The sequence below is a fragment of the Desulfosporosinus sp. Tol-M2 genome, from assembly GCF_059735615.1.
This window is the reverse complement of the sequence record NZ_JCAIJG010000102.1, coordinates 64,311-78,916: the sequence shown is the minus strand read 5'-3', so window position 1 is coordinate 78,916 and position 14,606 is coordinate 64,311. Positions and strand designations below refer to the sequence as shown.

Here is a 14,606-nt window from a genome sequence, read left to right as displayed (position 1 = left end):
CAACACTATGCAAATAATGATCTTAATAAAATTAATCGTTAGACTTATGAAATACCAGGGGTACGTGTCCAGTAACCAACTTATATTTATTCCGGCAAATAAAGAGGGTCACCGGCAGACGGCGGACCCTCATATTTCTTGTCAAATATTAATACAAATTCCCAAACCTAAACATTAAAACAGAAGGTTAGCTCGATGCAAAAAAGTATAAAATGCTGTCGATGACAATTGTCCTTAACTTAACAAGTTTAATAGGATTTATCTCATTAAACTTGTCAAGAAAATGATAAATTGATCCGATGATAGCGATATGGTAGTATAAAGTTACATTCAACTTCAGCTTTAAGACAATCCGAATGGTACCAGAAAGGACCATATCGATATGTGGTCAAAGCGCTGAGCAAAAGATTTATACCTGAACGCTTGTACCTTTAAAGGACTGAGACGGAAAGGGGGCTTTACTATACCATTATGCCTTCTAAACTAGTGTTAGGAGGTTTTTTTGATTTATGCTGAAGCAGGAAGATATTGTGACGGACAGGTTCAAGTAATTAACGATTTACTTGGTATGACTCCAAGAAAGTTTCTACATGTTAAAGAATATGCAGATTATAAAAACTCTACTTTCGAAGCAGTAAAAAAATATAAACATGAAGTTGAAAACAAAGTATTCCCCCAAGAAAACAATGTGCGAAAAATGAATGTTGATGAATTAAAGCAATTAAAAAACTTATTATAATATAACAAGGTATTTACATTTGCTGTAAAGACTTTATAATAGTTGGAATAGCTAAAAAAGGATATTCTATCTTTCAGCCCGAACCAAGTGCTGTCACTAATTACAACGATAATTCAAAAGCCAGCCAAAAGCCGAATAACCCTGCCCAGAGTACTTAAAACAGGGGAGACAATCACAATGAAGAAGGCAACATCAAAGTGGCATGTTTTAATAGCAGTTCTGATAACGGTATTAATGGGTCCAATTGATGCCAGTGCCGTGAATGTTGCCTTCCCCAGCATGTCAGAATATTTTAAAGTTAGCGTGGACATGGTTGGTTGGGTTAGCATGTCGTATTTGTTAGTCTTGAGCAGCTTTCAGCTTAGCTTTGGCAGGCTGGGTGACATGTTTGGTTTTAGGCGCATATTTCTGGTGGGTATTAATGTATTTACTATTGCTTCCATTTTATGCGGTATATCCTGGAATATTGGAGCGCTTATTGTCTTCCGGACAATTCAGGCTATCGGCACCGGAATGACTTCGGCCCTTGCCGCGTCCATTATTACCGCAACATTTCCCCCGCAGGAAAGAGGAAAAGCGCTGGGCATGTTGGGTACGGTAGTTGCCCTGGGACTGGCTACGGGACCCAGCCTGGGCGGACTGCTTTTAGATCTATGGGGATGGAAAACCATATTTTTTATAAACATTCCCATAGGCATAATAGCGTTTTTGGTATGCTATAAGTTATTACCGGAAAAAGGAAAACTTATCGATCAAAAATTTGACTGGGCCGGAGCCTGTCTGGCCCTTATTTGCCTGGCTTCTCTTTTGTTTTTCATCAGCAGGGGGCAATATTATCAATGGTCGGAGCTAATACTGCCAATCGGGTTTTTGGCCCTTATTACAGGAGCGTTGTTCATCATTCAGGAGCGAAAAACAACGGAACCTATGTTAGAGTTAGGCCTGTTTCGCAGCCATGCCTTTACAGCCGGGAACATTGCCGCTCTCTTTCATTTTATGACCCAGTACATTATTGTTTTCGTTACCCCCTTCTATTTACAACAGCAGCTTGGTTTTGCACCCTCAAAAGTGGGAATTACAATGACCGCCTTCCCTCTGACCGTACTGCTAATAGCGCCTTTGAGCGGGGCTCTTTCAGATAAAATTGGCAACCGCCTGCTCGCCTCCGCTGGAGCTATTTTTTGCGCCCTGGGAGCACTGAGTCTTTCATTTATGGGTCCGGATTTTCTCCCCTCCGATGTAGCCTGGCGACTGAGCCTTTTCGGCCTGGGAACGGGCATGTTTCAATCTCCAAACAATAGTGCAATAATGGGAGCTGTTCCCAAAATACGTCTGGGCATTGCTGGCAGTGTTCTGGCTACCACACGTAATGTGGGTATGGTTATAGGTATAGCTATCGGCAGCGCGGTACTTACCGTCAGACAGGCTTCTTATCTTTTGCCGGATACTCCTTTTCCACACTTGCTAGCTATGCAGGATGCTTATATTATGGCCGCTTTTCTATCTGTACTTTGCTTTGTAGCCTGCCTTTTTGTTAAGGCCCAGAWGGCAAATCGATCATCTGACAATATTCCTGTATGTGGAAGTAAAGACTACTAAAAGTCTTAAACTCTCGTACGGGACTGTGGAGTTTGGCTCCTCAACTAAAACGGCATTCTCCTACTCTATCTTATTATTATAAGGATATAAAAGGATGATAAACCTCATGAAAATAGCGATTATTACAGGCGCATCCTCAGGCCTTGGAAAAGCCTTTGCCGAAAAAATCTTGATTTCATAATACCTAAAATTGCTATCCTCATCACTATATGTAGTACGAAATCTCACATAGTTTACTGCGTTATGGCTTCGAAATTCTATTTATTAAATTCATTCAGGGGAACCTTTCTTTCATTCTAACGGCAATGTGCGGATTACCTTCGATAAAAATTTGAAAAGTGGTTTGCAGAGAACGGATCTTTTCAACCATGAGTTGATTATGGTGCGGGCTATGTATGTATCATGATCGGTTTAATCAATGAAACGTAAGTCGGTAGCTTTAAATGGGGTCCTGGGATTAAGGCAGCTATTTATGGATATGATGTTGAGGAGGAACTATCCAAATAAGAAGTTATTGACAAAAGCTACAATTGTACTAACCTAAAGAAAAGACACAGGTTTCTATCACCAAGTTGTGGAAACAATTAATAAAGAAAACTTATTGAGTAACATGAGAGGAGTTTGATAATGTGGTTTTCTAAATCAGTAGAAGAAGTATTACAAGAATTTAAAGTTAATCCAGACCAAGGCCTTTCAATCGAAGAAGTCAAAGCTAAGCTCGCAATACACGGAGAGAATAAACTTAAGGGTAAGCCAAAGAAAAGCCTGGTTGCGTTGTTTTTCGCTCAGCTTAAGAACATGCTCATCTATGTTTTACTCGGTGCTGCAGTGTTTACTATTAGTATTCATGAGTATATAGACGCTCTTATCATACTTTTAGTCGTTATACTCAATGCAGTTATGGGGGTTGTTCAAGAGTACAAGGCCGAAAAAGCCATTCTAGCACTTCAACAAATGACTGCGCCGAAATCTATAGTTAAGCGAAACGGGAAAATTGAAGAAATAAGTTCCGAAGAAATTGTCCCCGGTGATATTATTGTTCTTGATACCGGAAGATTTGTTCCAGCTGATCTCAGGCTCATCGAGAGTGCTAATCTTCAGATCAATGAATCTGCTTTAACGGGAGAGTCGGTTCCATCTGAAAAAAACGCCCCGGCAACCTATCAAGATCCTAAAACACCTCTTGGTGATAAATCCAATATGGCTTTCATGTCTACTATGGTAACCTATGGCCGCGGCGAAGGTATTGTCGTTGCAACCGCTATGGACACCGAGATAGGTAAAATTGCCAGGATCTTGGATGAGGAGACGGAAAAAATGACTCCTCTGCAGAGGAGACTGGAAGAACTGGGAAAAGTATTGGGATTTATTGCCATTGGCATTTGTGCCCTGATTTTTGTCATTACCTTTTTCCAGAACAGAAATGTATATGAAATTTTACTAACTGCCATTAGCTTGGCCGTTGCCGCCATCCCGGAAGGACTTGCGGCGATAGTTGCCATTGTTTTGGCACTCGGCGTAACAAGAATGTCTAAAATCAATGCCATTGTGAAAACGCTCCCCGCAGTCGAAACCCTGGGTTCGGTAAATATCATTTGCACCGATAAGACAGGGACTCTGACACAAAATAAAATGACGGTTGTCAAACTCTACACCTCGAATAACCTCAAAGAAATCCCCTCTGAAGGCGCCGGCTTTGAAGCTAGTATAGATGAAAAAGAATTAATTAAGTCTTTTGTATTATGCTCTGATGCTACCTTTGAAAAGGAGGAAAGTACCGGAGATCCTACGGAAGTAGCACTTATTATCCTGGGTGACCGTTACAATCTGAGCAAAAAAAATCTGAACGAAGAGTTCAAACGGGTAGGAGAAAACCCTTTCGATTCCAACCGCAAGCTGATGTCCACCTTGAATCAGGAAAATGCTGCTTACAGAGTACACACTAAGGGAGCTATCGACAATATTCTGAAAATCGCCAAGAATATCCTTGTCGACGGAAAAGTAGTCTCTCTCAGTGAAGATATGAAAAACGATATATTAAAAATCGCTGAAGAGATGTCTAATAATGCATTGAGGGTTCTGGGAGCAGCTTATAAAGATACGGCCAGCCTTATTAACCCGCAAGAAATGGAAAAGGACTTAACAGTCCTCGGGATCGTGGGCATGATTGATCCCCCGCGCATTGAGGTTAAGGATTCCATCAAGGAAGCGAAAATGGCAGGCATTACTCCGGTAATGATTACCGGGGATCATAAACAAACGGCGATGGCTATTGCTAAAGAGCTTGGTATCGCTGACTCTATCGAACAAAGTATTACAGGAACAGAAATCGATGAATTAAGCGAGGAAGAACTTTCTCGCTTAATCGATAATTATCGTGTGTTTTCCAGAGTTTCACCTGAACATAAAGTTAAGATCGTTAAAGCCTATAAGTATCAAGGAAATATTGTTTCTATGACAGGGGACGGCGTCAACGATGCTCCTTCTTTAAAGAGCGCGGATATCGGTATAGCGATGGGGATTACAGGAACAGATGTTTCCAAGAATGCCGCCGATATGATTCTGACAGATGATAAATTCACGACCATCGTTCATGCGATTGAAGAAGGCAGAAATATCTATAGCAACATCAAGGAATCCGTGATTTTCTTATTATCCTGTAACCTGGGCGAAGTAATTTCGATATTGGCTGCTGTCTTATTCTTCTGGCCCATTCCTCTCCTCCCCACCCAAATCTTATGGATTAACTTGATTACTGATTCGCTGCCTGCTATTGCCCTTGGAATGGATCCCAGTGACAAGGATGTTATGAAACAAAAACCCCGAGATCCCAAAGAAAGCTTCTTTGCTCAAGGTGCCGGCTGGAGAGCTGTTTTGGGCGGCACATTGATCGGCCTTTTTACCTTAGGCGCTTTCTACTTTGGTTTAAAAGAATTTGGTTATAGTTTAAATTCCAAGGACATCCCCGAGAACGTTTTAAYCTATGCCCGGACTATGGCCTTTGTTGTTCTGGCCACTTCTCAGTTGTTTTATTCCTTATCAATGAGAGACACGCGGAAATCAATACTCCAGGTTGGGGTATTCTCGAATATGATACTAATAGGCGCTATTGTCCTTGGACTCCTTCTTCAACTTGTGGTTATATCCGTTCCATTCTTATCCTCTGCTTTTAAGCTTCAGATTCTCTCTCCAAATGACTGGGCCATAGTCTTTGCCTTAGCATTAATTCCGCTGGTCATCAATGAAATAATCAAAGGGTTCAAATGTCGAAGAAACGTATAAGAATAAGATTATGAAATTATGCAACCACGCCCCTCTTATAACAAACAGAACCAATAAACCATGACCTAGTGTCGATCTATTTACTGACTATATTTAACATAATATTGCAGAGAATCACAAAGTTTTCAAATCTATTCGACATTATGTTTGAAGGATATTTTATTATCTCTGTCTAATTCTGAAGAGAAATATATAGGAAACAATGGGAATGATGGTGCATTTATCTTAAGGCAAGCAATATCTGTTGAGACATGTGGCTTAATGGAGAATATTGGCTATATTACGATGGAGATACGGAAGTCGTCTATGAGAAAATGAAAAATGAGGTGACAAAGAAAATGGGAGAAATCAAAATTTTAATTGTTGATGACAACCAGGCGAATTTGATTGCTCTAGAGGCAGTACTTAAATCGCTAAACTACCATCTGATTTTTGCCAGTTCCGGAGAAGATGCCTTGAGATACTTAATGAAAGATGATTTTGCCATGATTCTGCTAGATGTGCAGATGCCGGGAATGGACGGTTTTGAAACAGCCAGGTTCATTAGGGCAAGAGAAAAAAATAAGAATATACCCATTATCTTTATCACGGCAATTTGCAAGAGCGAGGAAAATATTGTACAGGGATATAACTTGGGCGCGATTGACTATTTGTTTAAACCATTCCACCCCGAAACATTAAAGTTGAAGGTGGAAGCATTCGTTAAAATACACCTTCAATCTCAGCAAACGATGCTCCAAAATATTTTTCTGCAGCAACTTGGGAGAAAGCTCAGGAAGACCAGCCAGAAGCTTACTAATATACTCGAAAGTATCACGGATGTTTTCTTTACTTTAAATCACCAGTGGGAATTCATCTTTGTCAATAAAGAGGCCGAGAAATTTTGGCAGAAGAGTAAGGGAGAATTAATCGGCCGAAATATTTGGGAACTATTCCCGGCATTACTCCCAGAACATTACTCTTTTTTTGCAAAGGCAAAGACCAGAAAGGAAGCTTCGCATTTTGAGCACCTTCATTCTGATATTCTGTATGAAGTGCATGTTTATCCGTCTGACGAAGGTTTATCTATTAATTATCATGATATTTCTAAACGAAGGATGTTCGAAAAGGAAATAGCCTGCTTGGAGCGTTTGGATCTTGTGGGACAAATGGCTGTGGGGATCGGTCATGAAATCAGAAACCCAATGACCACAGTTCGAGGCTTCCTCCAGTTACTGGGGGAAAAAGAAGAATTTACAGAATTTAAGGGCTATTGTGAACTGATGATTGAGGAGCTTGACAGGGCAAATGCCATTATTACGGAATTTATTGGCCTGGCTAAAAACAAGGTTGTGTATTTACAACCCTTGAGTATGAACAGGCTGATTGAAAACCTATATCCATTGATTCAGGCGGACGCAATAGCTAGTAACAAGGACATCATAGTGGATCTTCAGGATACGGAAGTCTTGCTTCTTGATGAGCAAGAAATTTACCAGCTCATTTTTAACCTGGTTCGGAACGGAATGGAAGCCATGTCTGCTGGTGGGAAGTTGACTATTAGAACATTCATGGATGGTGAAGATGCCGTTTTGGTCGTGGGAGACGAGGGTAGTGGCATCAAAACTAAGGATTTGGAGAAGATGGGAACACCTTTTTTCACTACCAAAGAAAACCGCACTGGGATGGGGTTGGCCACTTGTTTCAGTATTTCAGCGAGACATAACGCTGCAATCCAAATTGATACAAGCCCATCAGGCACGACCTTTTTCGTTCGGTTTAAGCAGCAAAAGAAAATTAAGTCAGCGTAAGCAATATTGTCGCACCATTTGGCAGTGCTATCACAAATCCGAAGGCTCCGAAAAATTATAGCTTTCTTCTGCAATAGGGACAAAAGCCGTATCCTAATGCGATGGAAAAGCTAGAAAGAGCACGATAATCCTTTCGCAAAAGGTAGTGCTCTTTCTATTTTTATGCAATCCATAATATTCCACCTGATGAGTGCCGGTATTGTTCCTACAAACCCGTATGCCACTTTGACCAATCAGACCTTCGGTAAACTCTTCAACGCATTATCCAAAGCCTCCTGAGGTAAGCTGAAGTCCTGGATCTGTCCTGACAAATAGTTCTCATAAGCTGTCATATCAAAGTGGCCGTGTCCGCTTAATCCAAAAAGAATGGTTTTGGCTTCGCCGCTTTCCTTACAAGCTAAAGCTTCATCAATGGTGCCTTTGATAGCATGCGCTGACTCTGGGGCGGGGATGATTCCCTCGGAGCGGGCAAAGGTTAAGGCAGATTCAAAAATCCCTATTTGATTGACGGCTTTGGCTTCAATGAGGCCATCGTGTAAAAGTTGGGATACCAGAGGGGAATCTCCATGGTAGCGTAAACCACCGGCGTGGATTCCTGCCGGCATAAACTCTGTACCTAGTGTATACATCGATAAAAGTGGTGTCATTCCAGCAACATCACCAAAATCGTAGGCAAACGCACCCCTGGTTAAGGTGGGGCAAGCTTCAGGCTCAACGGCAATAAGCCTAACCTTTTTACCCTTAGTAAGATTGTCGTAAACAAAGGGGAATCCAAGTCCGGAGAAATTGCTCCCGCCACCGCAACAACCAATGACAATATCCGGATAGGCATCAGCTTTTTCCATTTGGGCTTTGGCTTCTTGGCCGATTATGGTTTGGTGTAGCATAACATGATTCAGAACACTGCCCAAGGCATAATTAGTATCCTCACGACCGGCAGCATCTTCAACAGCTTCGCTAATAGCCATACCCAAGCTTCCCAATGAATCGGGACTTTTGGCTAAAATTTGTCGACCGGCGTTAGTGCGGTCACTGGGACTCGCGATAACCTCGGCATCGAAAATTTGCATTAAGGAGCGACGATAAGGTTTTTGCTGATAGCTGATCTTAACCATATAAACAATACATTCTAAACCGAAGAATTTACAAGCCATGGCAAGCGCACTTCCCCATTGTCCGGCTCCAGTTTCTGTGGCGAGCCTCTTAATACCGGCTTGTTTGTTATAGTAGGCTTGGGGAATGGCAGTATTCAGTTTGTGACTGCCCGCAGGGCTTGCTCCCTCATATTTATAAAAGATTTTAGCGGGTGTATCTAAGACTTTTTCTAACCTGTAAGCGCGGACTAGGGGCGCTGGACGCCATAATTTATATAGTTCACGGACTTCATCCGGAATTACGATCCAACGTTCTTGTGTAACCTCTTGCATAATTAAGTCCATAGGGAAAATAGGAGTTAAATCTGGAGGTCCGGCAGGTTGCATAGTTTGTGGATTAAGGGGTGGCTTAGGTAAGTTGGGCATATCGGCCATAATGTTATACCAATTTGTAGGGATTTCCTTCTCGCTGAGATAGATTTTTGTTTCGCTCATCTGGCTTTAACCTCTCCTCTGTTAATTTTGATTGTTTACATGAAATCATTTGTATTATTCGAGGATTTTAGTCATATTCCTGCTAATTAATTCGGGAAAAAGGGATTCAATTATTTGGGGTTAGACTCCCTTTGCCTCAAACACTAACTGGCCTTGCAACCAGACCTGTTTAATATCAAAATCTGATGACAGGCGGATAAAAGTAGCGTCCTTGTTTATTTCGAGACTGCCAACCCGGTTATCAATCCCTAAAAGTTTGGCGGGATTTAAAGTGGCATAACGCACGGCCTCCGGTAACGGGAATTGCAGCTTTTGCGTCAACATTTTTATTCCCTGACGCAAGGGATAGGTACTACCGGGGATCGTTCCATCAGGCAATTGGGCTATGCCGTGGCGTACAATGGTCTTTTGTCCCCCAAGTTCGTATTCTCCGTCCGGCAAGCCTACGGCTCGAGTCCCGTCCGAGACCAAACTAACCCGTTCCGGCGGTTTATTCCTGAATATCAGTTGAAGCATTGCCGGGTGGAGGTGCACCCCATCAGCAATGATTTCCATGGTGATTGTATCATCCAGTAAAGCTTTCGTTAATAAACCTGGGTTACGGTGATGAATTGCGGGCATAGCATTAAAGGCATGGGTAATATGCCGCACACCCCACTGTACTGCCCGCTCCATCTGAGCAAAATCGGCTGCTGTATGTCCGGCTGAAGAGATTACGCCATGCGCCAGGCAAACCTCATCAAGTTCTTGCCCATCCGGTCGCTCCGGGGCAAACGTAAGTATTTTAACGAGATTCGGATAATCGCGCAGCAGGTTTGCCAAGAATTGTGCACTCCCGTCCTTGGCCCCATCCCAAATCATTTCTTGGGCTTGCGCGCCTCGGAACTCCCTTGTTATATAGGGTCCTTCCAAATGAAGTCCTAAGATTTCCGCCCCCCGGAAGTGACCTCGTTGAAAATCCGTTACATTTTGGAACACCCTCTTAAGTTGTTTTAGGCTGCATGACATCGTTGTGGGCAAAAAAGCGGTTGTGCCTTCTTTAAGCAGAGCCTCTGCTAGGACCTGTAAACTTTCAGTGGTACCATCCATGACATCGCAGCCGCCGGCCCCATGCACATGCGTATCGATCAAACCGGGGATCAAGAGATCCCCTGCCATGTTCCACACAGTTGTTTCCTGCATTGCCTGTCGCCCTAACCGAAGGACTGGCGAAGCTTCTTCAAAGATTTCCGTTAGAATAGCATCTTGCCAGATCATTCCACCATAGCAAATACGATCCGGCAAAACCAATGTTGCGCCGCGCAGCAAACCTCGATCCATAAGAATGCCTCCCCATATGACCATATCTATATCCGTTAGGATGGACCATCGTCGTGGCTATATTGCCGGATAAATTGACAAAGCGTTATTATGAACGAAGCAATAGCCCAAATTAAAAGGGGCCAGGTGTGATTCTATTCCCAGTATACACCAATCTGTGACAGAAACTAAGTTATTCAATATACTAAGATTAGGACAAACATTCTCGGGCAGGGAACGGTCCACACGATCTCTATCTGCCCTGGAGATTTGTGAATACCCTTGTCATTGGAAAGCAGTCGGCAGACATCGGCTGCTTTTTGTATCGAGAGTGTTTGTTCTATTATTTTAAAAGGAGGTGAATAAAATGCCTGTTATTGCAAGCACTAAAGACACTGTGATGGTCGTAACTTATCAAACTGGCTTGACTGCACAAGGTTCACCCAAACTAAGTCAGCGTAGTTTCCCCAATGTGAAATCTAACGCGCCAGACCAAGATGTATATGATGTTGCCGTTGCCCTTTATGGACTTCAGGACTACCCTTTAATCGGAGTGCGTAGAGACAATCGCGTCGATTTAACGGAGTCGTAGGAATAGAACGATGAATTTAGGGTATTAGAGAATTTAAAGCAAGGAGTAAGAATAGAAAGGAGGAATACTAATGGCAAGTACAACTAAAAAGGTCCTGAGAATGATTTTCAACAATGCCTCAGGTAATGCGGTGACAATAACTTTACCGGAACCTAAGGAGAGTTTGACGGCTGCCCAAATCGAAGCCGTCATGGAGCAAATCATCGCGAAGAATATTTTCCTGACTTCCGGTGGTGAACTCATTTCCAAACGAGATATTAAAGTTGTCGATACGACAACGGATGATCTCTATGATCAACCAGTAGCGTAAAATACCATATTCGGCAGTGCAACAGTCGGAAAAGGCCTGCAAGTCAAGAACAGTCCTCACACTTGCACGGCGCCAGTCCCTGTCAACCCAAACGACGTAACGCCCACTTCAATAAGTGGGCGTTATTTGACTTCGGATCTGTCCTTATGTTATAAGTGATAAACGGGTATATTGAAGTTAGAAAACCTAGATTTATCTAGATTTATTGCGTAGGAGGAAAAAATGCATCAGTACTGGTTCTATATAGGTAGTTTTCCTATTCGTGCCTACGGAACAATATTAGCGTTGGCCTTTATTGTAGGAGTAGGCATAACACTATATTTTGCCAAAGTTGAAGGGCGACCGGAATATATGGAACCATTTTTGGATTTAGCCCCTATTCTGCTAATTGCAGGTTTATTGGGTGCTCGTTTCTGGCAGGTGTTCTTTTTTGATTGGGCATTTTATAGTAAGCATCCGGGCGAAATAATAGCCATCTGGCATGGGGGGCTTTCGATTCAAGGGGGTGTGATCGGCGCATTATTAGTCGGCGGAATTTACCTCTTCATCAAGAAGTTACCTTTCTGGGAATTAGCGGATTTAGCTGCCCCAGGGCTTATACTGGCCCAGGCGATTGGACGGGATGCAAATCTTCTGAATGGTGACGCATTTGGAGGACCGACTGGAGGAGATTATGGAATTCTCTATCCTGTCGGGACGATTGCTCGAGGCACATATGGAAACCAACCTCTGTGGCCTGCGGAAGTATGGGAAGGGCAAGTGGATGTGCTTATCTTTGCTCTTCTCATGATTTTGAAATTGAGAAAATGGCCATCTGGCGTGATCTTTCTGTTGTACATGGTATTATATAATCTTTCAAGATTCTTTATAGAGAGTCTTCGGGGGGATAGCCTGCGGTTTTTATTCAACTGGACTGCGGCGCAATGGAGCAGTGTGGTGGCGGTAGGGATTGCTCTGTTGCTTCTGGTTTGGAGAATGCGGAGAGATCGACAACACGAGGCAGTTTGACTTTCAAAATGGTGCAAAAAAGTGTCTCTTCGGTTCCCAGAATGGATTGGATGGCTTCCAAATTTTTATTTTGTTTCTCACGTGTAGTTAAGTGATCGTGAGCCACTGCAAGGTGTTCCAGCATTTTTGTATTTATGGAGATCTGCAATCCCTCGGATGTACCGCTATATTGAAAGTGATAAATATGGCTTTTTTTTTCATTGACTTTTAAATTTCCGCGTCCGTAGGTTACATGGTTTAACACCTGGAAGGCGTCAAGGGCACAGGAATGTGTATCTGCAATAACCGAGAGTTCCGAATTTGGGGCGGGGCGAATTCCCAGTTCGCGCATTGCAATCTGCGCCACTCGATAACCCAAAGATATTTCAGGGCAGGTATGACCGTGAAAATCAATGACTTGTTCCCAAGGCGATTTTTCTATACACATAGATTGGTTCTCCTCTATAATTGTTTTGTTTTCATTGTATAACTGTCGAGGTCAAATGAAAAGTACTTCATAAAATTTAAATAAATTGCTATATAAATGAAGGAGTTTTCGATGAAAAATTGAAATTTGGACAAAGACGAAAGAAGAGCGAAATCCTAAATGGATTGCCCCTCTTCCCTTAAGGATTTTTCTTATCTTCTGCTTAGGATTGAGGTAAAAGCACGCCGATGATTCCACCAATACCACCCGAAACTAGTGCTATGATAGTTTTCTCTCCCATTTTTAGCCAAGATGGTGTATCGGACCCAAAAATTAAAGATATGATAAATACCAGAAGGATAAATCCTAGGCCGACAGCCAATCCATAGTACAATCCCCTTGTGCCTGCTTGGTAAGCTGTGATAAAAGCAGCGACGAAGATACTTGTGCCAAAGATAATGTTGATCGACAGTTCGGACTCAGGGAGTGATGTGTAGGAGAGTAGGACCCCAAATACCAGAGATATCAACAATGCCAAGATGGATGCCATGAGAATGCCTTTGAGAATTAAGCTGAACTGAAAGGACTTTAACATGATGATCCCTCCTTTGATAATAACTACCTATGCTTCATTTCACTGGAGTATGACAAGTTTATACTATTCGATACAATGACCTATTAAAATTAAGGAGGAATTGAAATGAAAAAGATGATCCCTGATTTTATTAAAATGAAACAAGCCGGTGAGAAAATCAGCATGTTAACAGCTTATGATTATCCCTCTGCTCAGTGGACCGAAGAAGCCGGTATCGATACGATCCTGGTCGGAGATTCTTTGGGTATGGTGGTTCTTGGTTATGATTCAACTGTACCGGTAACGATGGAAGAAATGCTTCATCATACCAAAGCAGTCCGCAGGGGAGCGTCACAAACATTCGTAATTACCGACATGCCCTTTATGAGTTACGCTTCCATTGATCTTGCTCTGATGAATGCCGGACGATTGATCAAAGAAGGGGGAGCGGATGCGGTAAAACTTGAAGGGGGTTTAAATGTTGTTTCCATCGTTCAAGCCCTCACCCGAGCGGGTATTCCCGTTGTTGGGCATATTGGACTGACTCCCCAAACAGCAAATCAACTTGGCGGATTTAAAGTTCAGGGACGAGACCTGGCCAGTGCCAAGCAGTTAGCGAAAGATGCTCTGGCCTTAGAACAAGCGGGTGCATTTTTACTGGTCCTGGAGGCAATACCGAGGCAATTGGCGAAACAGATTTCCACTGAGCTGACAATACCTACGATTGGGATTGGAGCGGGGCTTGATTGTGATGGGCAAGTTCTTGTGTTTCACGATATCTTGGGACTCTACCAACGATTTAAACCTAAATTCGTCAAACAATATGCTTTACTGGGGCGGAATGCAGTCCAAGCGATCCAGTTATATCATCAAGAGGTAAAATCAGGTCAATTTCCAGCTGAGGAACATACTTTTACTCTATCAGATGGGGTTTTTATAAATCTTTATGGGAATAAATAAATTAACTGGTAAATAGGATATTTATAAATGATCTCTGTGTAGATTATTTCTTAAAATTTGCTATAATAAATTTGGATGGAAGGAAGGACTAACATTGAGATTGAAGGAAAAAACTCATCGCCGCCGTGTGCGTAATCAAGAAATGGCCATTGCCTTACTTCAAGATCGTTTAGCGGAGATTGAGGAAAAAATGCCTAAGCGATAATTTCCAAGCATTTGCTCGAGATTTTTTTGCACTGTAGTGATATAATATAAATGCAACCTGACTTGTGCGTATGGATTATCATGGTTTTGATCCTATAATGTGACAGGGAACTAAATGTTAAGTTATTACAACAGGCCCTTTTCTAGGGAAGTTGGAAAGTTTGAACTAGGTGCCCACCTGCGAAAGCGGGGTCAGAAACCTGAAGTCTTACGGCAAGTTGGGGAAGGGTAGGGAATATTCCCTGCCCTTATCA

General features: G+C 42.4%; 12 protein-coding genes, 1 other RNA gene and 1 pseudogene. 10 read left to right on the top strand and 4 right to left on the bottom strand.

Features of this window, described 5'->3' with window-relative positions; translation table 11 throughout:
- The first annotated feature begins 502 nt into the window (after nt 1-502).
- The 4 genes from AC6I5A_RS07380 (at nt 503) to AC6I5A_RS07365 (ending at nt 7,410) form a co-directional block, all read left to right on the top strand.
- Nucleotides 503-739, top strand: a complete 237-nt coding sequence (locus AC6I5A_RS07380) for a 3-methyl-2-oxobutanoate hydroxymethyltransferase (protein ID WP_034613633.1) — start codon at nt 503-505, stop codon at nt 737-739.
- Nucleotides 740-916: 177 nt separating this feature from the next.
- Nucleotides 917-2,338, top strand: coding sequence for an MFS transporter (locus AC6I5A_RS07375; RefSeq protein ID WP_034613632.1), 1,422 nt, complete (start codon nt 917-919; stop codon nt 2,336-2,338).
- 627 nt (nt 2,339-2,965) lie between these two features.
- On the top strand, nt 2,966-5,620 hold the full coding sequence (locus tag AC6I5A_RS07370) for a cation-translocating P-type ATPase (protein ID WP_034613631.1): 2,655 nt from the start codon (nt 2,966-2,968) through the stop codon (nt 5,618-5,620).
- A gap of 338 nt (nt 5,621-5,958) precedes the next feature.
- Nucleotides 5,959-7,410: an ATP-binding response regulator gene (locus AC6I5A_RS07365; RefSeq protein ID WP_497900578.1), complete on the top strand. Its 1,452-nt coding sequence runs from the start codon at nt 5,959-5,961 to the stop codon at nt 7,408-7,410.
- A 233-nt stretch (nt 7,411-7,643) separates the two neighbouring features.
- On the opposite strand, the gene AC6I5A_RS07360 is transcribed toward AC6I5A_RS07365, so the two are convergent.
- Both AC6I5A_RS07360 and nagA read right to left on the bottom strand, forming a co-directional pair.
- Nucleotides 7,644-8,999, bottom strand: a complete 1,356-nt coding sequence (locus AC6I5A_RS07360; protein ID WP_034613628.1) for a TrpB-like pyridoxal phosphate-dependent enzyme — start codon at nt 8,997-8,999, stop codon at nt 7,644-7,646.
- A gap of 120 nt (nt 9,000-9,119) precedes the next feature.
- Entirely contained in the window at nt 9,120-10,319 is a 1,200-nt protein-coding gene (gene nagA / locus AC6I5A_RS07355; protein WP_052167953.1) for an N-acetylglucosamine-6-phosphate deacetylase, read from the bottom strand.
- 346 nt (nt 10,320-10,665) lie between these two features.
- Between nagA and AC6I5A_RS07350 the strand changes: the two genes are divergently transcribed.
- The 3 genes from AC6I5A_RS07350 (at nt 10,666) to lgt (ending at nt 12,208) form a co-directional block, all read left to right on the top strand.
- Nucleotides 10,666-10,890, top strand: a complete 225-nt coding sequence (locus tag AC6I5A_RS07350; protein ID WP_034613627.1) for a DUF1659 domain-containing protein — start codon at nt 10,666-10,668, stop codon at nt 10,888-10,890.
- 70 nt (nt 10,891-10,960) lie between these two features.
- Nucleotides 10,961-11,200 carry a DUF2922 domain-containing protein gene (locus tag AC6I5A_RS07345; RefSeq protein WP_034613624.1) on the top strand — a complete coding sequence of 80 codons (240 nt, stop codon included), beginning with the start codon at nt 10,961-10,963 and terminating at the stop codon, nt 11,198-11,200.
- A 222-nt stretch (nt 11,201-11,422) separates the two neighbouring features.
- Nucleotides 11,423-12,208, top strand: coding sequence for a prolipoprotein diacylglyceryl transferase (lgt, locus tag AC6I5A_RS07340; RefSeq protein WP_034613622.1), 786 nt, complete (start codon nt 11,423-11,425; stop codon nt 12,206-12,208).
- On the opposite strand, the gene AC6I5A_RS07335 is transcribed toward lgt, so the two are convergent.
- On the bottom strand, nt 12,105-12,635 hold the full coding sequence (locus AC6I5A_RS07335) for an FmdE family protein (protein ID WP_497900577.1): 531 nt from the start codon (nt 12,633-12,635) through the stop codon (nt 12,105-12,107). The two genes, lgt and AC6I5A_RS07335, sit on opposite strands and share 104 nt — an antisense overlap.
- Nucleotides 12,636-12,837: 202 nt before the next feature.
- Nucleotides 12,838-13,209 carry a TIGR04086 family membrane protein gene (locus tag AC6I5A_RS07330; RefSeq protein ID WP_034613620.1) on the bottom strand — a complete coding sequence of 124 codons (372 nt, stop codon included), beginning with the start codon at nt 13,207-13,209 and terminating at the stop codon, nt 12,838-12,840.
- A gap of 105 nt (nt 13,210-13,314) precedes the next feature.
- Between AC6I5A_RS07330 and panB the strand changes: the two genes are divergently transcribed.
- The 3 genes and pseudogenes from panB (at nt 13,315) to ssrS (ending at nt 14,579) form a co-directional block, all read left to right on the top strand.
- The gene (gene panB / locus AC6I5A_RS07325; protein WP_034613613.1) at nt 13,315-14,148 is read left to right on the top strand and encodes a 3-methyl-2-oxobutanoate hydroxymethyltransferase; all 834 of its coding nucleotides are present in this window, start codon (nt 13,315-13,317) and stop codon (nt 14,146-14,148) included.
- 118 nt (nt 14,149-14,266) lie between these two features.
- Nucleotides 14,267-14,353 (top strand): annotated as a pseudogene (locus tag AC6I5A_RS07320) (IclR family transcriptional regulator); the annotation flags it as partial.
- Between the two features lie 51 nt (nt 14,354-14,404).
- Nucleotides 14,405-14,579, top strand: a non-coding RNA gene (gene ssrS, locus AC6I5A_RS07315) — 6S RNA.
- Nucleotides 14,580-14,606: the final 27 nt, after the last annotated feature.